The 21,248-nt window shown below is 44.9% G+C and carries 18 protein-coding genes; 5 read left to right on the forward strand and 13 right to left on the reverse strand.

Annotation, left to right across the window (positions count from 1 at the left end; genetic code table 11):
- Positions 1 to 158: 158 nt before the first annotated feature.
- Complete coding sequence (locus GK047_RS25720) at positions 159 to 1,604, reverse strand: cellulase family glycosylhydrolase (protein ID WP_481856056.1); 1,446 nt, start codon at positions 1,602 to 1,604, stop codon at positions 159 to 161.
- 307 nt (positions 1,605 to 1,911) lie between these two features.
- Here GK047_RS25720 and GK047_RS25725 point away from each other — a divergent pair, with 307 nt between their 5' ends.
- The 5 genes from GK047_RS25725 to GK047_RS25745 all read left to right on the forward strand — a co-directional run bounded on the left by GK047_RS25725 (position 1,912) and on the right by GK047_RS25745 (position 8,944).
- Positions 1,912 to 3,672, forward strand: a complete 1,761-nt coding sequence (locus GK047_RS25725) for a sensor histidine kinase (RefSeq protein WP_163953112.1) — start codon at positions 1,912 to 1,914, stop codon at positions 3,670 to 3,672.
- Entirely contained in the window at positions 3,665 to 5,278 is a 1,614-nt protein-coding gene (locus tag GK047_RS25730) for a helix-turn-helix domain-containing protein (RefSeq protein ID WP_163953114.1), read from the forward strand. Before GK047_RS25725 ends, GK047_RS25730 begins: the two co-directional genes overlap by 8 nt.
- A 97-nt stretch (positions 5,279 to 5,375) precedes the next feature.
- A complete protein-coding gene (locus GK047_RS25735; protein WP_346010391.1) occupies positions 5,376 to 6,353 on the forward strand; it encodes an ABC transporter permease in 978 nt (325 codons plus the stop codon).
- A gap of 4 nt (positions 6,354 to 6,357) precedes the next feature.
- On the forward strand, positions 6,358 to 7,284 hold the full coding sequence (locus GK047_RS25740; protein WP_163953115.1) for a carbohydrate ABC transporter permease: 927 nt from the start codon (positions 6,358 to 6,360) through the stop codon (positions 7,282 to 7,284).
- Between the two features lie 85 nt (positions 7,285 to 7,369).
- On the forward strand, positions 7,370 to 8,944 hold the full coding sequence (locus GK047_RS25745; protein WP_163953117.1) for an ABC transporter substrate-binding protein: 1,575 nt from the start codon (positions 7,370 to 7,372) through the stop codon (positions 8,942 to 8,944).
- A 149-nt stretch (positions 8,945 to 9,093) separates the two neighbouring features.
- On the opposite strand, the gene GK047_RS25750 is transcribed toward GK047_RS25745, so the two are convergent.
- The 12 genes from GK047_RS25750 to GK047_RS29900 all read right to left on the reverse strand — a co-directional run bounded on the left by GK047_RS25750 (position 9,094) and on the right by GK047_RS29900 (position 21,117).
- Positions 9,094 to 10,665 (reverse strand): response regulator, encoded by a 1,572-nt coding sequence (locus GK047_RS25750; RefSeq protein ID WP_163953119.1) that lies wholly within the window; start codon positions 10,663 to 10,665, stop codon positions 9,094 to 9,096.
- Entirely contained in the window at positions 10,643 to 12,556 is a 1,914-nt protein-coding gene (locus GK047_RS25755; protein WP_163953121.1) for a cache domain-containing sensor histidine kinase, read from the reverse strand. The genes GK047_RS25750 and GK047_RS25755 overlap by 23 nt, the downstream gene beginning before the upstream one ends.
- Positions 12,557 to 12,703: 147 nt before the next feature.
- On the reverse strand, positions 12,704 to 14,407 hold the full coding sequence (locus GK047_RS25760) for a type 2 periplasmic-binding domain-containing protein (protein WP_163953123.1): 1,704 nt from the start codon (positions 14,405 to 14,407) through the stop codon (positions 12,704 to 12,706).
- Positions 14,408 to 14,508: 101 nt separating this feature from the next.
- Positions 14,509 to 15,396 carry a carbohydrate ABC transporter permease gene (locus GK047_RS25765; RefSeq protein ID WP_163953124.1) on the reverse strand — a complete coding sequence of 296 codons (888 nt, stop codon included), beginning with the start codon at positions 15,394 to 15,396 and terminating at the stop codon, positions 14,509 to 14,511.
- A 16-nt stretch (positions 15,397 to 15,412) separates the two neighbouring features.
- On the reverse strand, positions 15,413 to 16,381 hold the full coding sequence (locus GK047_RS25770; RefSeq protein WP_163953126.1) for an ABC transporter permease: 969 nt from the start codon (positions 16,379 to 16,381) through the stop codon (positions 15,413 to 15,415).
- Positions 16,382 to 16,770: 389 nt separating this feature from the next.
- Positions 16,771 to 18,162: an ADP-ribosylglycohydrolase family protein gene (locus GK047_RS25775; RefSeq protein ID WP_163953128.1), complete on the reverse strand. Its 1,392-nt coding sequence runs from the start codon at positions 18,160 to 18,162 to the stop codon at positions 16,771 to 16,773.
- 31 nt (positions 18,163 to 18,193) lie between these two features.
- Positions 18,194 to 19,450, reverse strand: a complete 1,257-nt coding sequence (locus GK047_RS25780; RefSeq protein WP_163953163.1) for an RICIN domain-containing protein — start codon at positions 19,448 to 19,450, stop codon at positions 18,194 to 18,196.
- Positions 19,451 to 19,534: 84 nt separating this feature from the next.
- Positions 19,535 to 19,663 carry a hypothetical protein gene (locus tag GK047_RS30235; protein WP_275901716.1) on the reverse strand — a complete coding sequence of 43 codons (129 nt, stop codon included), beginning with the start codon at positions 19,661 to 19,663 and terminating at the stop codon, positions 19,535 to 19,537.
- 330 nt (positions 19,664 to 19,993) lie between these two features.
- A complete protein-coding gene (locus tag GK047_RS29885) occupies positions 19,994 to 20,131 on the reverse strand; it encodes a DUF3502 domain-containing protein (protein ID WP_240344249.1) in 138 nt (45 codons plus the stop codon).
- 53 nt (positions 20,132 to 20,184) lie between these two features.
- Entirely contained in the window at positions 20,185 to 20,553 is a 369-nt protein-coding gene (locus tag GK047_RS29890; protein WP_240344250.1) for a type 2 periplasmic-binding domain-containing protein, read from the reverse strand.
- Positions 20,531 to 20,830, reverse strand: a complete 300-nt coding sequence (locus GK047_RS29895; protein ID WP_240344251.1) for a hypothetical protein — start codon at positions 20,828 to 20,830, stop codon at positions 20,531 to 20,533. The genes GK047_RS29890 and GK047_RS29895 overlap by 23 nt, the downstream gene beginning before the upstream one ends.
- A gap of 71 nt (positions 20,831 to 20,901) precedes the next feature.
- Complete coding sequence (locus GK047_RS29900; protein ID WP_240344253.1) at positions 20,902 to 21,117, reverse strand: extracellular solute-binding protein; 216 nt, start codon at positions 21,115 to 21,117, stop codon at positions 20,902 to 20,904.
- Positions 21,118 to 21,248: the final 131 nt, after the last annotated feature.

Consider the following 21,248-nt stretch of genomic DNA (forward strand, 5'->3'; position numbering starts at 1 on the left):
TATATCGAATCTATCTGTAAGGTGATCTTTTGAACACTAATATGACATTCTCATTTAAATTTTCCAACACGCTACAAATAGTGGGACAAAGAACTAAAGAAAAAGCCTGCGACCTCTCTAAAGACAAGTGATCGCAGGCAGTTTCAGGTTACTATTCCCTAATTTAATTTGTACAGATTCCACTTTTGAGCATTCGTACCATTGTCATCCCAAATTTGAACGTTCGTACCGTTCGCAGTACCTCCAGCATTTACATCCAAGGCTCTGCCATTGTGGCCGGCTATCAATTTATAAGAGCCTCCTCCTACACTTACAATGCTCCACTTCTGGTTTAAGCCGCCGCCATAGCTCCATATTTGCACATTTGAACCATTGACCGTGCCGGCTACATCCAATCCTTTATTGCTGTTGGTGTTAATAACTTTATACAACCCGCCGCCAACATCTGTGATCACCCACTGCTGAGCGCCCGTGCCGTTATCATCCCAGATCTGTACGTTCGAACCGTCTGCAGTACCCGCAGCGTTTACATCTAGAGCTTTACCGCTGCCTACATTAACTAATTTGTAGGTTTTACCGGAAACGATACCATCGCCTGGCGGCGTTGATCCTGCCTTCATACGATCTCTGACAAATTTACCTGATGCCGTTAACTGCGCGTCGGACCATCCTCCATACGGACTTGCGCCAGGCGCTAATGCAGCCGAAGCTTCCGTTTTATCGCATAACGACCAATTGACCCAGCTCAACTGTCTGTTCGTTAAATAATCCATCCATTGCTGGGATTCAGCGAGAAAGGGACCGCCGTCACCGGAAGCGTCGCTTGTCCCCCACTCTGTAATGAACACAGCCACACCTTTGCTCCTCGCATAGTCAATACGATCTCTCAGCAATTGACCGTGAGTTCCGGCATAGAAATGCGTTGTATACATGATGTTACTGTAAGAGAGAGGATTGTCCGCCGCATCATGCACATCCTGACTCCATGTTCCAGTTCCCACGATGATAATATTATTCGGAGCAATGGAACGGATAACCGGGATCACTTCCTCTGCATAAGGCTTTATATGACCGTTCCAAGTGGCATACCCATTCGGTTCATTGCAGATTTCATAAATCACGTTCGGATAATCCTTATACAGTGTGGCCATTTCCCTAAAAAAACCTTTTGCCTGTTCCTTATAGATGTTCGGATCTTTTTCACCCAGTACATGCCAGTCGATGATCACATAGATGCCAAGATCAATCGCGGCCTGTACGGCTTCTTTTACCTTGTTTTTTTGGGATGGATCGTTGATATATCCGCCATCTTGCGTAAACATTGCAGGTCGGAACACATTCATTCCCCAATTGTCTCTCAACCATTTCATACTGTCGTAGTTCACGTACTGTCCAAACCATTGCGTTCCATGGGAACTCATACCCTTTAGTTGGATGGTTTGTCCCGCCTGATTTACCAAATTGCTTCCAGAAACTCTCAATTGACCGTTTTGGGATACCACCGAACCTGCTGCGGCTTTTGCCTTCTCTGCGGGAACGAAAGTTACTGCCATCATAAAGGTGATAAGAAATGTGCAAAAGATCAAAACCATTCTTTTCAGCATATAAAAATTACCTCCTCAAATTGTTTGTCGCTCAATTTCGCGTCTTTGTCTTCCTCGGCTGTCCGTTTGCTGATCACTGTACCTCCTTCCCTTGTGCATTTATTATTTTACCTATTCGAGGTAAGGGACCTCTATCCGCAACGTGACGTCTTGAACACTTTGATGACTTGTTCCAACGATACGCTCCCGAATGAACCGCAAAGTAACGGAAGTGTTAATCTGTCATCAAAAGTGTTAGATGGTGGAAAAGAAAAACATGTATACTATCCGTATAGGAATATCATGTAGAATATCGAGGTGCCATTCCATGAATTTCAAAAAATCAGTCAGATTTAAAACTGTAAGCGGTTTCATATTGGTCGTGGCTCCCCTTGTGTTTTTTCTGTTTTACAACAATATGTATGCAATGAATGTAGTTCGCGATCAGGTCTCCCTGAATTACAGCAAGCTGCTCACCCATTACGTCAATGGAACGGATGACATGCTGAAAGAATTCGACTACTATTTCTATCGCTTAGAAAGCGATCCAGAAATTGTTTCCATGCAAACGAATAAATCCTCTATAGATGACTATGTTCTAGCCAAACAAAAAGTATACAACAAATTTATAACGGACATCGGATACTACAGTATGATCAACACTTTCTTCGTATACTCCAGTTCCAACGATGACCTGTTGGTCATAACCCAGGAAAGCGGCAATTTCCATGAACGTTATCAAACCATACAGAACTATCTTTCCCAAATCCTAGGTCAAACGGTGCCTCACCAGGGGAATGAATGGCAGTTAATTCAATCGGGTGATCCTTATTTTCTCGTACAAATGAAAGATTTGGGGTCCGAAATGTATGCTGGCTGTCTCATCAGCCTGAACAACCTCGCGATGCCGCTCAGTACTTGGGATGTGGGTGAAGGCGGTGGAACGATCATCGTTACGGACGACGGACAACCGTTAACGGGACAGTTTCTCCCGATACAAACCTATGCTGGTTTTAAGAAGCAATTACAACCCGCCAACCAGGTGTATCAAATCATTCGGGACGAGACGAATAAAAAGGAGTACCTTGTTGTTGGCGAATCCTCGAAACTCGCGAAAATTCATTACCTGATCGTGGTTGCCGAGAAAAAAATCCTACAGAACTTGCCTTATTTACATAAAGCCATTTACTTTCTTCCCTTGGGAGTCGCTCTAGTACTCGCGCTATATCTTGCTTTCCTGCAAAAAATCTTTTTTAAACCGATGGGGCAGCTCATCCGTGGTATGAGAAAAATCGGCCGGGGTCAATTCGATGTCCGTCTGAACGAAAGCAATTCAACCGAATTTGCATTTCTGGTTTCCACCTTCAACGATATGGTCAAGCAAATCGAGCATTTAAAAATTTCCATTTATGAAGAGAAAATCAGGGTACAGCAAGCTGAGTTCAAACATCTTCAGATGCAAATTAATCCTCACTTTTACATGAACTGCTTGAACATCATCTACAATTTAGCCGCACTAAAAGACCATAAATCCGTGCAAAAGATGGCGCTTCATCTAGCAGACTACTTTCGTAATCTCATACGTACAGACCGTACGTCCGTATCGCTCATGGATGAAATCCAGCACATTTGCAATTATCTGGAAATTCAGGTCATGAGATACCCCGACAGCCTCACATTCGCCATTCACATTGAAGAATCGTATCGCGACTATCAGTTGCCTTCATTGACATTGCAGCCTTTTGTGGAAAATGCGGTGATTCACGGTTACATAAAAAATTCGGAACGCTTTTGCGTGGAAATTAAAGCGTTTCCCGACCCGGAAGATCCTCAGCATTTCTTTATCGTCACTATTTCAGATAACGGAAAAGGATTTACGCCAGAGATGCTGCGGGAGTTGAGGTCCGACCATTACGCGAAACAGTCGGGAGACGGACATTTGGGCATTTGGAACGTGCTTCGTCGGCTCCGAATGAGTTACGGCACGGCTAAGATTCATTTCTCGAATAGGGAACAAACTGGCGCCGAAATCCGCATTCGGTTCCCTCTTCAACATCATTTTGGACAAGGAGATGGTTCGAGTGTTTAACCTGCTCGTAGTGGATGACGAGAAATTTGCTGTACAAGGCATTACGCAAGGAATCGATTGGTCTGACCTGCCTTTCATGCATATTTTTGAGGCTTTCAGTACGGAGGAAGCCAAGCAGATCATAACGGCCTACAATATTGACGTGATGATTTCGGACATCGAGATGCCTGACGCAAGCGGCTTGAAGCTGCTGGAATGGGTAAAGGAACAATCTCCCTTAACGGAAACAATTTTTTTGACAGGGCACGCCAATTTCACCTATGCGCAAAAAGCGATTCAACTGGGAAGCTTTAATTATTTGTTAAAACCTGTAGATCATGATCAGTTAAAAGAGATCGTCAGGAAAGCGGTTCACAAAATTCAATCCGAGCTGGAACTGCTGGACTACAATAAAACTTATGAAACCTATTACAAGATTTGGTTAAATCAATTGCCCTTCCTCGTGGAACGGTTTTGGCGGGATGTGTTAAACGGCAAAATCCCCTCGACGCAAGAACGGCTGGAGACGGGGTTCCAGATATACAGCATTCCGTTGGATGCGCAGAGTCAGGTAATTCCCATATTGATCAGCGTGGAACAATGGAAAGAAGAATTGAACGCAAGAGATGAGGAAATCATGGAGTACGCTTTGCGCAAAGCGGGAGCGGAAATGATTCTCCAGGATGACCCTGGCTGCGTAATTCCGGACCAAAGCGGCTTCAATCTGGTACTCCTGTATATTCAGGGTGGCGCTCCTATTTCCCCGGAATTGAACAGGCGATGCGCCGAATACATACAGGCTTGCAATCGTTTTTTCCACTGCGATTTATCGTGTTATATCGGGGAAATGACGCCAGTTACCGAAATCCATCAAGTCCTGGGCACACTACTTGGCATGGAACGAAATAATGTAACGAAGATTAATTGCGTTATGAATCTGCAGACCTGTGAGGAGCAGAAAGGGAGCTTGCCATCATTTCCTTTGATTTCCGATTGGTTCTTGCTTTTTGAACTCGGCAAACGGAATGAACTGCTTATTCGAATTGTTGAAAGCACAGATCGGATGCAAGAAGGCGGCGTACGTTCGGAATCCTTGGAAGCTTTATGTTACGGACTGATCCATATGGTTTATCATGTAGCTCATAAAAAGGGCTTGTCGATTCAGCAAATGTTCCCTCATGATGAACTGCAGGATATAGCTACCGCCACTCGTTCGCTAAACCAACTTCGCAGTTGGGCTATTCGTGTTGTATCGGCTGGTATCGAATATATGAACAAGCATCATCAGGATGTCTCCGCTGTCATCACTAAAGTCCAGAAATATATGGACGATCATCTACATGAAGAAGTGAACAGGGAGGATATCGCTGCTTTCGTCTACCTAAATCCCGCCTATTTGTCCCGCCTTTTTAAAAAAGAAACAGGACAATCCATATCTGAATACATGCTCAGCATCAGAATGGACAAAGCCAAAAAACTACTCATCGAATCGGGCAATAAAATCAGCCATGTAGCCGAAGTAACCGGTTACGGTCATTTCTCGCATTTTGCCAAAATGTTCAAAAAAGTGACCGGCATTTCCCCCCAAGAATACCGAAAAAAATTCCATATCAACAAGGCACAATAGTGTTCAAGTAGTCACGACTCAGGTAGAATGCCCCCCTCCCTAATAGGTAATATATAGTTATTGAGAGGAACCAACAGGGAGGAGAAGACAGACCGTAATGGGCAATTCAACAATTGTTTCATCAAGACGACGTCACAACCTGAAAACGCCAGGATCGACACCTGCATTTTTCAAAATGGTACGCAAATATTGGTTTTTCTATATCATGATGCTGCCAGCCAGCATTATTCTGCTCATTAACAATTACATTCCGATGTTCGGCGTGATCATTGCTTTTAAGAACATCAATTATTCCAAAGGCATCCTTGCAAGTCCCTGGATCGGCTTACAAAACTTTAAGTTTTTGTTTTCGACGGAATCCGCCTGGATCATCACCCGAAATACCATTGGTTATAATGTCGTGTTTATTATAATGAATCTTGTGATAGCTGTTTCTTTTGCCATTATGTTCAATGAAATGCGCAGCAGACTTCTTTCCAAGTTCCACCAGAGCACAATGTTTCTTCCTTTCTTCTTATCCATGATCGTTGTAAGTTATCTAGTATTTGCATTTTTGGGACAAGACCACGGTTTTTTGAATACTGTTGTATTTCCCAAATTGGGCATTGAACCAGTCGAATGGTACTCAGATCCGAAATACTGGCCATTTATTCTGCCGATCGTGAACATTTGGAAGAATATCGGCTACTTCACCGTTATTTATATGGCAGCGATCATAGGAATTGATAACGAATATTATGAAGCCGCATTAATGGACGGTGCCTCTAAATGGCAACAAGTCAAAAAGATTACGATCCCTCTCATCGTACCCGTTATGATCGTCATGACCTTATTGCAAATCGGAAGAATTTTTTATGCCGACTTCGGATTATTCTTTCAAGTTACACGGAACGCGGGGGCACTTTATCCTGCCACCCAGGTCATTGATACCTATGTGTACCAAACATTTCTATCTATGGGTGATGTCGGGATGTCATCTGCAGCTGGTTTGTTTCAGTCGGTCGTAGGATTTATTCTGGTTCTTGGTTCAAACTTGATTGTACGACGTGTCAGTAAAGATAATGCGTTGTTTTGAGGAGATGAGTAAAGTGATTAAAGTGAGTAGGCGCAGGCCTAACGACATTTCGAACACATCGAATTTTTTTATCAACTTAATTTTCTGGCTCCATACGGCAGCATGTATGCTTCCGCTCCTGCTCGTAATAACCGTATCCTTTTCAGATGAAAAATCTGTTTTGATACACGGCTATAACTTTATACCGGAAACATTCAGTCTTTCCGCTTATCAATTTTTGTTTCAGGACTGGCTGCAAATACTGAGATCCTTCGGGGTATCCATATTCATAACAACTGTCGGCACGGCAATCAGCGTAATCATCATGTCGATGTACGCTTACCCGATTTCGCGTAACGATTTCCCGCACAAAAACGGTTTCTCCTTCTTTATGTTTTTCACTATGCTGTTTAACGGCGGACTTGTTCCATGGTACTTGGTCTATACACAAATGCTGGATCTGAAAAATACGGCGACTGCTTTGATCCTGCCACTGTTGGTATCCGCTTTTTTTGTAATGATTCTGCGAACGTTCTTTGCGAGTACGATACCGCCTGCATTGGTCGAATCGGCCAAGATCGACGGAGCCAGCGAAATGAGAATATTTGTGCAAATCATTCTGCCGCTTTCTTTGCCCGTGCTGGCAACTGTTGCCCTGTTTCAAACTTTAAATTACTGGAATGATTGGTTCTTAAGCTTAGTTTTTATAACCGGCAGTAAAAATGTGAATCTGCAGTATTTGATGTATAAAACGATGCTTGATATCCAATTTCTTGCCACCAATACACAGGCCCAGCAGGGAATTAGCCAAGCAGGAGGATTATTTAATCTTCCGACGGAAACAGTGCGCATGGCCATGGCCGTCTTGGGAATTGGACCCATTGTGTTCGCTTATCCGTTTTTCCAAAAATATTTTGTCAAAGGTTTGACGGTAGGCGCAGTAAAAGGTTGAGTACTACCGTATTGTAAAAACATCGGCTATAACCGTAATGTTCGGTTCAGCATAAATTGAATAAGAAAAGGGAGGTTTCTACGTAATGAAGGTAGTCAAAAAGAACGTTCTTATGCTGTGCATTCTGTTGTTATCCGTATCTTTTGTACTTGCAGGATGTTCAGGAGGGAATAGTAATGACAGCGGCTCTGGGGGCGATAAACAACCTGTAACGACTAAGAATCCAAGTAGTGAGAACACGCCGACTACGCAGCTGAAGCCGTATAAATTGAAGTTGGTTTATCCCGGAAGCGCTCAATTGGATCAAGCAAAAGTCCAAGAAGCTATGAACAAAATTATGCAGCCAAAAATCAATGCCACAATCGAATTAATGCCAATCGACTGGGGACAATGGGATAATAAAGCAAACCTGATGATCGCGTCCCGCGAAAAGTTCGACATCATGTTCACCGCCCAATGGAACGGACATGCTGTCAATGTATCGAAAGGCGCGTTTCTCCCAATGAATGATGACAGCCTAGATAAATACGGAAATTTATTAAAAAAACACGGTCAGGGCATTATCGATTCCTTAAGTCCAATCTTCCTGGAAGGAGCTAAAATTAACGGCAAAAACTATGCTGTGCCGACCAATAAAGAATTGGCTGCTCAAGGTGGCGTGATTTATCGTTCAGACATTGCCAAAGAGCTCGATCTGGATATGACCAAAGTGAAGACAATCAAGGATCTTGAACCCATTTTGGCGTCTGTCAAAGAGAAGAGGCCGGGTATGACTCCGTTATTCTTAAGAAATGGAGACAATTTCAACGCCCACTATTTTGTGCAAACCGATGCCCTTGGCGATGCTTCGATTCCCGGCGTCATCCTGAAAGACCAAGATAACACGAAGGTTGTTCTAACAAGCGATCTAGACAGGTATAATGAAACGTTAAAAATCACCCGCGATTTTATGAAAAAAGGTTATATCAACAAAGATGCAGCTACTACGTCGCTTGGGACTGGGGAAGCTTTAAAGGCGGGCAACATATTCATGGTTGTCGTCCCTTTGAAACCGGGCAAAGACGCCGAGATGGCGAATGGCATCAGTCTGCAGGGCAAGCTGAAGCAAATCGAAATGACGCCTAAAACTGTTTCTACAGGAGAAACTTCAGGATCCATGCTAGGGATTTCCACCACATCGGAAGACCCGGAGCGTGCTATGATGTTCATCAATTTGCTGCATACGGACAAAACCTTGAACAACCTGCTCAACTTTGGGGTAGAAGGCATACATTATGATAAGGTTTCCGATAACATAATAAAAGCAACAGACGCTACAAAGAATTACAGTCCCGGATCTTCCTGGATGTTTGGTAACCAGTTCCTGAACTATATCTGGGATACCGAAGATCCGCAAAAGTGGGATAAATTCAAAGAGTTCAACAAAGATGCCAAAAAATCTCCCGGTCTTGGGTTTACCTTTAATGCCGAACCTGTTAAAACAGAAGTCGCAGCGCTCGTCAATGTCGGAAAAGAATACGATCCCCCTCTCGATACGGGTTCTGTGGATTCGGAAAAAATTCTTCCTAAGTTTAGGGAGAAGCTGAAAGCGGCTGGTTTGGAAAAAATACTGGCGGAAAAGCAAAAACAGCTTGACGCATTTCTCGCAAGTAAGAAATAAAGAAAATTGAAAAAAAGGCAAAGCCTGCATTTCTGCAGCTTTGCCTTTTTTATTTCGACTAGATTGTTTTTGCCCCCTTTTGAATTTTAGACGAGCAGCTATTAAGGTCGGGCGGCCCATCGCGATAGATGTCGTCGTGTGCTGGCGGATCAGTTTAAACCATTTATGACTTCCCGCTGATCCCGATACTCCTGCGGGCTAACGCCTACGTTTTCCTTAAATACTCGGCTGAAATGCTTCGTATTCTCGAAACCAGCTATTTCACCAATTTCGTAGACTTTGTACTCTGTCGTTGCAAGCAGTTCCTGAGCTTTATCGATGCGCAGCTTTTTTAAATAATTGACGAAACTATTTCCGGTATATTCCTTAAAGGCTTGACTAAAATACGAATAATTTAAAGAAACATGATTCGAAACGATGGTCATATTCAAATCTTTCTGATAATTTTCATGCATATATTGAACGGCTTTCTTCATTTCCTTGTGATCAATATGGAACGTCTTCATCGATCGCACATAGTCATTTAAGCGATTCAGCAGACCTTCAACACTATGGAAATAATCGTGGAAATAGTTAAAATTCGAGATGTCCCCTACCATCTTGAACAGTCGAAGTATTTCCACTGATTCGCCTCCGTACACGTGAAAGATTTTATCGAAAACAAGCTCGTTGAAAGCTTTGCTTATGGCTTCCAGATAAGCGATATCGTATCGCGCTACGGTTTTCATATCAAGTACTTCCTGCAGTAACGCTATCATTTCCTTGTCGCGATTGGCGCCGAGCATATTGGCGATTTTTTTTATTGTCTCTATCGGCACAATGAATTCTAGACTCCTATGACGGATGTTTTCATATCGGATAACACCTAGCACTGACTGTAAGAACGTGTATTTCAAAGCCTGTTTAGCCTCGACATAAGCCTCCTGTAAGTGGGTCATTCCACGCTTATATTCACTTAATCCTAAGCTATAGGTAAAATAGTTCGTACCCGTAATGCGATCCGCCAAATACTGAAACAGTTCCCCATGCTCCGCAATGAGCACCAGTTGATTCTCCTTATCAAAAACATACGCAAACCGCTTACGGAACCTCTCTGGCACGTTTCCCACTTCCGCTTGAATACGGTCCAAGAGTTCCCCGTGACTCATTCTTTCAACAGATCCCCTGTATTGCAGCATGCCAAGCTGAAACCCCTCTACTAGCCAATCCATATCAATCCGGGACAATTTATGCTGAACTTCATTCTCCTGCAGATGCGGATGACGTAGTACGTAGCTCAATTGGCTTTCTTGAAAGGCGTCCCGCTGTTGTAAGGAACTCGTGAGCTGCTCGGTCATGTGCTCCTTTAGCTTCATCTCATTCTCCAGTCGGAGTAAGGTGCGAGACAGCTCGTCACGAACGATGGGCTTCAAGAGATACTCTTTCACCTCACAGCGTATGGCTTCCTTCGCATATTGAAAGTCATCATGCCCGCTAAGGATGACAACGGCAGGCTTCGGATTCATATCCTGAATCCAGTTAATCAGTGCAATGCCATCCATGACGGGCATGCGGATGTCTGTTATTACAATATCCACAAGTGTATGCCGTAGCGCACGTAATGCTTCTTCCCCATCACCAGCAAATTGAAATTCATAAGCGGTCGGAAATTCGCGTGTAATCATCGCTTTCAAACCGAGTCGGATATTATTCTCATCGTCAACGATAAGTATTTTTCTCATCAGCAGACATTCCTCCGGATAAAATTAAATAAGGGAGCAGCATCAAAACCTTGGTCGAGACTCCTTTTGTACTCTCCACTTGAATCCCATACTCGCTCCCATAGTACATCTTAATTCGCTGCGTGACATTGCGCAGACCGATACCGTTGCCATCATTCTCGCCGTTAGCCTTGTTGCCATATTGGTTATGGAAGCGCACATCCTCCATTCCGATCTTCTCATGAAGTTCCATGAGCCTCTCTGCGGTAATACCAGCTCCATTATCCATAACTTCAATCAGCATTCCCTCTTTAGTAAGGCTCGCGCGAATCCAGATGACAACTCCTTCTCTTCTAGCTCTATCGATATTCATGCCGTGTTTGACAGCGTTCTCCACTAGCGGCTGTAGGGACATTTTCAGCACTTCCTGCTCAAGATAGCCCTCTGGAATATCCATCTTCAGCTCCAACTTATCGTCATAACGGATGTTCATGATGGCGATATAGTTCTGGATATGCACCATTTCGTCCCGCAGCCGAACATGAACACTGGACCACTTCAGGCTGTAGCGCATCATAGCGCCGAGGGAGGTCAATGCATCGGAGATCGTATACTGCGCCTCGACTTCGGCCAGCATTTTTAAGTTTTCCAACGTATTATAGAGGAAATGGGCGTCGATCTGATTTTTGAGCGAGTTTAGTTCGGCTTCTTTCGTTGCGGCTTTCTTGTTCACGGCTTCAACGATAAGCTCATTCAACTTTTTCAACATCTGTCGGAAATGATGCGCAAGCTCGCCCACTTCTCCGCCAGCATCGATATCGATCTGCACATTCAGGTCGCCACGACGCACTTTTTTCATCGAATCCCGTAAAATGTGCAGCTTTTTCAAAATAAGAGACTGCAGGAAATAGGTGATCACCGACAAAAGCGCGATCAAGACCACCGCTGCAGCGATGAAAAGATTGCGGGTATGCTTAATTTGCGTGACTGGATTTTCCAGTGACACCACATTCAACAGATGCGCCCCCAGTTGATCAATAGGTGTAGACAGGCACAGATATGGCGTACTCCCAATTGTAAACGTAAAACTGGATCCCTTCTGATGCGGGTGTGCTTCCCAATCACGACGAAGCTGCTCCAGATTCATGCCTTTAAAGAAGGGGCTGCCAGTATCCGTAAAAACTCGCCCCGAACGGTCTACAATCAGCATATGGGACTGACCATCTTGGATCGGACTGAACGCCTTCTGAAAAAATTTATTAATCAGCATATCCACTTCCCTAATGCCGACATGCGTATCACTCCGATAATAGATCTCCCAAAGCAGCGATACATAGGTCGAGGTTGACTCCATGTCCGTGTTTTCACGCTTCATAATGTCCTTCTCATCCTTCAAAATATCCCACCAAACCGTTCCCTTTTTAGCTAACACGTCCTTATACCAGGCTCTTCCCTCAATTCGGCTTTCATTAAAGATGACTGGCCAGATTTCCTTGATGCTCGGATTATTCGTAAACAAGCGGACATTTAAGATGTTTGGATTACTAAACATGAGTCGCTGTAAGTTTGAAGACGTATTCGTATTGAAATCGACCAATTCCATAACTTCTAACTCCCGGGTACTGAGCAAATAATTAAGAACCTCTCGATCGGCGATGGACAGTTGAGCGGTCCGCTCCATAATTTCAATATTGTTGAGAATACTGGCCTTCTCGCTCTCTAATACATATTGATTTTTCTTGAGCGTGTCTTGAATCGTGTTCTGATAAAACTCATTAAACAGATACCACGAGAACAAACTAATAGGGATTAAAATAATAACAATATAAGCGACGATCAGTTTCACCTGTATGGAAATACGGTTCGTCAACTGCGTGAGCCGCATTCTGCACTTGCCAAGAACGTTCCCCATGTCTACACATCCAGCCTCTCTCACTCTAGTCTTCCTATTTTAATATAAAATGTGACAGATGAGGGAAAAACACGAAGCTAAAAACCCGAAAATCCGGATGACCGGGCTTTCGGGCTGACGCATAGAGCTACTTCGAGAATTGCGGTGTTACTTCGCAAACTGTTCAATCTTCTGTTTATTCGATTCAAATTCCTTTTGTTGATACGCCTTTACCTTATCCAGACCCGCCGCTTTGCGGTCATTCTGGAATTTCTCAAAGAGCTGATCGAACTCTGCGTCGGATTTGCTTAGCAGCAGCTTCGGCAGCGCTTTGCCCCAAATCTGCGCGATTTTACTGTTAGCGATCCCTTCTTCAGATGTCCCTGACGGAGTAATGTTATCATATTGCGAGAAGCTCTTCGTCTTGCCTTTCGTCCACTCTTCCGGCTGTTTCATCGGCTCCACAGTTGGCGGCGCCCATTTCAAAATCATATTTGTGTCCATCAGCATCCAGTACGTGAAAGACGAACCATATTTTTTATCAAATGCTGCACGGTCTTTGTTCATCAAATCAAACACTTCCGGCTTAAATTGATCCTTGCCGTCAATCGTGTCGTAGCTAACGCCTTTTTCTCCTAGGTACACATCTTTATTGCCTTCCTCACTCATCAGATAGCTTAGGAACTTAATCGCTCTCGCTTTATCCTTGACGTCTTTGGAGATCAACGTTACCGTCCAACCGGAGATGCCTGGACCTGGCAAGGCAGGCGCATCTTTTTTGGCGTTGGCGGGGCCGTCCACAGCAATATATACTTTGTTAGGATCTTTTTGATATAAGGAAATATTTTGGTTAGCCAAATCCGAGCGCTGATACAACATGGCGAAGTAACGGCCCTGCGCGGTTTTCTCTTCCATTTGCGGGCGTTTGTCGATGAAAATATCTTTGGCTAGCAAGCCCATTTCATTGGCTTTACGGAATGTTTTCAGCCAGCTCACATATTCCGGATCAGTGAAACGATCGTAGAGCTTGCCATCCTTTTCATAAGGAATTGCAAGAAAGTTTGCTAGCATGGAATTGTTTTGTGCTGCGTCCAGAAATGATAAGTTCCCTTTGTCTTGAAAATCATGCAAACCAAGCGGAATGAGCGGTTGACCGTTCACTTCCGGGAACTTCTCTTTAGCCGCTTTCAGGGCGCTCAGAAACCCTTCAGGCGTTCTCATATCCGGCTTGCCAATTGCCTCATACATATCTTTGCGAACCAAGAACGTTTGGGTCGAAGTGAAGTTTTCCCCAAACTTCTTGTAGTCCTGCTGAGAGGAAGAAGCATTCGGATAGCCATAAAATTTGCCGTCCTTCTGTGTGTACCAGGATGTCTTGGCAGGGTCGGCCACCTTGAAGAAATACGGATCATACTGCTTCGCGAGATCACTCAGCGGGAGCACCATATTGCCTTCGATCATTTTCTTCACCGCATCCTCGTACCAACCGAGCGTAATGAAGTCAGGCAGCTTGCCGGAAGCGATCATCGTGTTCAGCTTCTCGTTCTCATTGCCAGCAGGCACGATGAAGTTCACGTTTACGCCGGTTTTCTTCGTGATGTACTGGGAAGTTGCGTCAACGCCCCACTTGTTCGGAAACCAAGAGAAGTTCAAGTACCAATCAAACGTAATGGGCTTTGTGTCGGATTTCCAGCCTGGCTCATCGGCATTTGCCGCAGGCGCTGGGGAACTTGTACCTTTTTCTGCCGCTTTCGTTGGCTGCGGACTCGTGGAGCCGCTTGCGCCTTTATCCGTTGAACAAGCGCTTAAGGATACGGCTGTGAACAGAGCAAGCAGTGTAGTTAATGTCTTGCGCGTTTTACTCTTCCTCATGTGCGTTTTCCCCTATTCTGCATCATAATGGTATGTTCAATCTCTGTCATAAGACAAAGATTATCACCGGAATCTGGTGGAAAGGAAACAGGATCAAGCGCTTAACCTTTGATCGAACCAATCATGAAACCCTTTACAAAATATTTCTGTAAGAACGGATACGCGATAACAATCGGCATGGTGGTCACCACCATCGTCGCCAGCTTAACAGACTGGGAGGATACCGTCTTAAAAATGTTGCCTGATGTTGCGGCGACCATTTGGTTGGAGCTAGACTGCGCCACGACACGGTATAAATACGTTTGAATCGGCTGAAGGTCACTCTTGTTAATAAAGATCATCCCCGTGAAATAGTCATTCCATTGATAAACGCCGTGGAAAAGCGCAATGGTGGCAATGACAGGCATGGATACCGGGAGAATGATTTGGTAAAAGATTTTGAAATCGTTAGCGCCATCGATCTTGGCGGCTTCTTCCAATGCATCGGGAATTTCCCGGAAGAAAGAAAGGAAGATAATGAGATCGAAAAAGCTAAACATCGCTGGGATAATGTAGACCCAGAAGCTATCTAGCATCCCTATATCGCGGATTAGCAAGTAATAAGGAATCAAGCCACCGCTGAAAAACATCGTAACAGTACCCATGATCATGTAGACCCGGCGGCCTATAAGCTCTCTGCGCGAGAAAGCGTAAGCGACCATCGCCGTGAAGAGCACGTGGATGACGGTGCCGACGAGCGTTTTGGCTACGGTGACACCCATGGCGAGCATAATGCCGTCGTTGGCGAATACAGCTAAATAGCTGTCGATGCTAAACATCCGAGGCCACCAGTAGATACCGCCCCGCATGGCGTCTTGGCCTTCATTGAAAGAGTTGACAAGCACATACCAGATCGGGTAGAGCGTGGCGAAGCAGATAGCAAGCATCAGCAAATTATTAAACTGGTCAAAAACGACCTCTTTGAAGGTTCTTCGTTTCAAGGAAAGCATTGCTGTGCCACCTCTTTCAAAATAATGATGTATTGTTCATACGCTTCGTGATGAAGTTCGCCGAGAGCAACAGCACGAGTGATATGAGGGATTTAATTAAGCCAACCGCTGTTGCATAGGAGAAGCGGCTCTGTTGAAGACCAACCTGGTAGACGTATACGTCGATGACGTTGCTGGCAGTTTCGTTCAGTTGATTCTTGAGAACGAGAATTTGATCAAAGTTCGAGTTGAGAATGCCGCTGACGGCGAGAATAAACAAGATCGTGATTGTGCCTTTGATGGATGGCAGCGTGACATAGAACATTTTCTGAAACCGTCCTGCGCCGTCGATGGTCGCCGCTTCATACATTTCAGGCGAGACACCCGAGATTGCTGCCAGATAGATGATGGCAGACCATCCTAGCTCCTTCCAAATGTCCGAAGTGATAATAAGACTCCAGAAATATTGAGGCTCAGCCAAATAACTAATCGGCTCTTTGATGATTTTCAGCGCCATCAATAAGTTATTGATAATGCCGACATCTGCCAGCCACGTAGCGAGGATACCTCCGAGAATGACCCATGACAGAAAGTGAGGGAGATACGAGATCGTCTGCACCAGCTTCTTGAAACGGACGGAGCGGATTTCGTTCAAAAATAGCGCGAAGGCAATTGGCAAGGGAAAACCGATGATCAGCTTGAGCACACTCATGCCAAGGGTATTCTTAATAACATAACCTAGATTGTCATCTTCCATGAAAGCTTTGAAGTGCTCGAGTCCAGCCCAAGGGGCTTCAGAAATCGTTTTGATGATATTAAAATCCTTGAAGGCAATAATGATTCCATACATCGGTACATAGTTGAAAATAATCATCCAGGCGACGCCAAGTAGCGCCATCGCCTGCAAATAGCGTTGTCCGTATAGTATGCGAAGCAGCCTTGTCGCTTTTCTTCTAGCTGCAGTTACTTTGTGATTCGGAATGGGGATATCCACTTCTGTATTCATTCTGGCTGTACCTCCAGTGCCTTCCGCATTTTTGTAAGCAGTTCATTTCACTCATTGTACGTCCTTCCTTCTGGCAATGTAAGGCTTCAAATTTCAGCTATGGTTGCCATTTTTCAGGTGATGTTCCTCCGGTTTGTACTCGGTGCTACCTAGATACAGTTGATGCACATAGCTAACGCTCGTGGTACAGGATCTGTAGGCGTTAAGAGTGGACGGTTAAGTAGACGGAGATGGTAGGCACTTGCTGCTGCGCGGAGTTGGGATTGGCAACTGGTTTGCTTCCCGAAGGGTACATGTGGACACTATGTGAAATTCCACGATTGCTAGAACATGATATTGTTCATATGTGGAATTTTTCCGAAAATACTTTTATTAAAAATGGTGAATACTTAATCCGCGTTCTCGTTCACATAGAGTTCGCTGGGTTGAATTCGATGTTGGCCGGTGTGCAGCAGCTCTGGCAAACGCCCCATCCGCTCAGCCAAACGGGAAAGCTTTTGCTCATTAAAATTAGATAGCCCCGTATGAATCCGGTCCTGGAATGGCTTAAGCCATCTTGTTTCCAAGCTTTCAGAACCGAAATAAACCCCGAGCAGAGAGCCAGCTGTTGCACCAAAGCTGTCCGTATCGTTGCCTTGCATCACCTGCTTGCATATCCCGTCGCCGACATTGTCAGCAAATCGAAATGTATTAATTAAGGTGCCAATTTCCTGATAAACCTGACAATGGAAAAAATTTGCATGCTTATGGTTAATGCTCTGATAGGCTTCCAGCCAGTTGTCTGCATCCGCGACCATCTGCAGGCAATCGTGAGTAATCTCATAGAATCGGCTCCGTCTAGGTACGAATTGCAGTGCAGTACTGATTATTTCAATCGGATCGCGCAGCACCTGTGCGACAGCAATCGCAGCGGCAATGAACATCGTGGCGTAGATGCCGGTCCGGCGATGTGTAAAACTTGCATCCCGCCAAGCCAACTCAGCGGCAAGGGCTGGTTGACCGGGGCAGGCATAACCGTAAGCGTCTGCGCGAATCGCAGCGCCGCATAGTTCCGTATCCTGTACCAAGAAGTCGGGCCAAGCCTCGATTTCAGAATGATTGAATATGTCCTTATCATGCTCCAAATAGCTAATCCCCGATCGAAGCAGGATGACCCTCTCCGGACCCCAAGTTGTACTTATCGGCAAATGATTTATCCATAAATCTCTTAAATTTCTTTTCGTAAAACCAGCGCCGAATTGCTCTAACACAATCATTCCCATTAAGGTGTAATTAATATCGTCGTCAGGCGCCACGTAACAAATTCGTCCCCGGGTCGTCTCAAACCAGGACCAATGACGACGATCCAACGCATGGAGGATTTCATCAGAAATGTAATCGTTCAGTGGCCATTCCCCTACGGAAGTTAACGCTTGACGCAATTCCGACAGGCTGGGGTTTACCTCAATCGGTTTGCCCAGCATTGAGCCGCAAACTGAGGCGAGGAATGCCGCCTCTACCCGCTTGGAGCTCTCCTTCAGATTCAGGATTCCGACCTGGCCGAGAGGTCGAGCCGGATCGCATTCCCGCCATATCTCTTCTAAATCGTTCGGCTCATAGTAAGACCAATTGTCCCTTATTGGAATGGCAGCCAAGCTATGAGCGAATTCCATATAGGCATCATAGCTTGCGGGAAGCTGTTCCAGCTTGGCTAAATAACCGGAAGTTTGATGCCCCTGCTCGAATTTGTTGCGCAGAATCCCCTCCAATTGACGTTTAAGAAATGAGAGTGATGGCAGCATGCTGTTATCTCCTTTATCTAATTACAGTGGCCTAGGCTTTAATCATTCTCCACTTCTGGGCACCTGTTCCGTTATCAGACCAAATTTGTACATTCGCACCATTGACAATTGCACCAGAGCTCACGTCTAATGCTTTTCCGCTTCCTATGTTGATTAGCTTAAAGCTGCCATCGCCGTTATCGACAATGTTCCATTTTTGTGCTGCTGTTCCATTGTCCGACCAGATCTGGACATTGGTGCCGTCCGTTATTCCCGCACCGTCGACGTCCAAGGATTTGCCACTGTTCGGGTTGATCAGCTTGTAGCTTCCGTCCGCGTTAGCAAACACTTGCCATTTCTGGGCTGCCTTATCGTTATCCGTATAGATTTGCACATTCGTACCATCTGCTGTTCCTGCAGCATATATATCAAGCGCTTTACCGCTGTTCATATTGATCAGCTTATATACTGCTCCCGTCTGTATGGGTGTGGACCCTGCTGTATAGACGCGCACATAATCAATGGCCATCGTTTGCGGAAACTTCGTACTAGCATCCGGGTTCCCCGGCCAATTACCGCCTACAGCCAGGTTCATGATCATAAAAAACGGGTGATCGTAAACCCATGTTTGACCCGCACCCAGTTGGCTTTTGTTGAAAGTGTGATAAATGTTTCCATCCACATACCAACGGATTTGCGTCGGCTCCCACTCTATTGAGAACACATGGAACGCGTCCTTGAACTTTTGTCCATTTGGCAGACTGTAGGATTTTCCAATCCCACCGGAACCGGAATAACCTGGGCCGTGCGCAGTGCCGTATATCCTAGAGGAGTCCTGACCCAAATTCTCCATGATGTCTATTTCTCCGCAATTAGGCCACCCTGCCGAATCCAGGTTATCTCCGAGCATCCAGAACGCAGGCCAGATTCCCTTCCAATATGGCAATTTGATGCGCGCTTCGAACTTTCCATATGCTTGAGTGAATAGTCCCTTTGTCAGCAATCGTGCGGATGTATAAGGGTTTCCCCCGACATTTTCTTTGATTGCTTTTATAATTAAATTTCCATTCCCATCCAAGTATGAATTGTTTCTGCTGTCTGTATAGTACTCTAGTTCATTGTTTCCCCAGCCGTTGCCTCCGATATCATATTTCCATTTGCCAGCATCAGGCGAAGTGCCGGAATTGCCATTAAATTCATCGCTCCATACCAAGTTCCAAGTTGTCGCAGCTTTAATCGAAGGAAGTGGAGCAGAGAACAGACAGAATAGCATAAGGCATATTACAGTGTAGAGAAACATCATTTTCATTTTTATCAAAGAAAGTCCTCCTTTTTCATGCAAATAGTTAAGCTGGTTTCTTTGAATGCTTCACGCTGCTTGAAGGAGATGGTCTTAGCTGTTCACTGATCTGCTCTTTCTGCTTGAGCTCCTTTCGTTGTCCATGCGCAGCAGCTTTAAAATATTGCTACTAGATGCAGCTGACGGATGACGAGAGATAGAGATATCCTTATCTGTGTTCATTCTGGCTACACCTCCAACGTGTAGATTTCATTCTGCAATTATTTTCATATCACTCATTGTAAGTGGTATCTACTTACATTGTAAGGGTGTAAATTTCATCTTTGGTTTCCATTTTCCAGGTTGTGTTCCACCATCGTAAAAATAGCTCTTTAGTGAGAACGGCGGACGAATTATAGCCCCACCGAAGTCGTCGCTCTGCAGATACACCTTCTCGCTATAGATGACAACCGGATTTAAAAAAAGCAAGAGACCAACTGGGCAGCATCCGACGTTTCATATCGGATGCTGCCCCTGTAGCCCCATGCTTTTTGCTTATTTGTTATTCTTTTCTTACTTAATGCCTTTTTCGTCGAAATAAGCCGCAGCTTGTTTCTTAACATAATCGAGAACTTTATCGGTGCCTGCTGCTTTTAGCTTCTCCTGGTAAGTCTTGATAGCCTGGTCGACGTTCGGTACCAACCCCATCATGAGCGGCTTGCCGTATTGCTCAATGACTTAATTTACAGCAGCATACTCTGTTTTCACAGAATCGTAACGTAATCCATGGATATAGGCGAGAAAATATCCGGCTTGCTCATCTTGGAGAATTCATCATTCAGCTTATCCAAACCGTCCCAACCGCCAGCGACTGCTTTCATTAGTGGCTTGTTTCTCCAGCCCCAATCGACGATGGCGTAGGGTTGAACCTTCGACGCATCCTGTGTTTTGGAAGGAGTGACCATGTTTTTGCCGTCGTTGATCAAATCATAGTGATAGCCTTCGAGGCCGTAAGTGATTAGATTGTAATACTTCGCATCGGTTCTAATTTTCTCAAGTACCATGAGCGAACGTTCAGGGTTTGCTGCACTTTTTGGGATGGCCATCCCATTAGAAATCGCCATTGTCGGCATCGTAAAACCTTGCCTCATATTCAGGAGTGAACGGGTAAGCGACAATATCTCTAGGGCTATTATAACTCTTGGCTATTACAACGCTGATATTATCTCCGCCGATCGTCTGGTAGCCGTTAACTGCTGAGAACAAGGTGCTGATTTCGTTCAATGCGTTTCCGTTGATGGGAATAACACCCTGCTTGTTTTTCTTAATACCATCCAAATACGCTTCAATAGAAGCTAGATCCTTGATTTCAGGCAGATTCAGCTCTTTTCTCCTGTCCTCACGATACACGATACCGTTTGGCGTATATTCGGGGTTCGTGTTCGGAATGCATAGATTTTACCACCGATGGTGGCGTCGCTCTAGTCCTGCGCCGGAACTTGTTTTTGCACTTGAGGCGCATACTTCGGAATCAAAGAGGTCAAATCCATGAATGCCCCCTGCTTGGCATACTTAAAATAACCTGCCCAAGAAGAGACGAAGATCATATCAATTTTCTCGCCGGCCGTCAGCAGCAGGTTATACTTCGTTGACCAATCGTTCCAAGTGGTGAAGTTCAATTTAACGGTTGTGTTCAAATCATGGTTATTCCATTGGCATTATAGGCTTAGAGATTGCTCATGGTGCCTAGAGACCGAAACAATCAGTTTCAAACGTAAGCGTCAAATACTCCCCACATAACATCCCAATCATCCATGAGAAAATAAGC

The organism is Paenibacillus sp. SYP-B3998, from assembly GCF_010820665.1.
Lineage (GTDB): Bacteria > Bacillota > Bacilli > Paenibacillales > NBRC-103111 > Paenibacillus_E.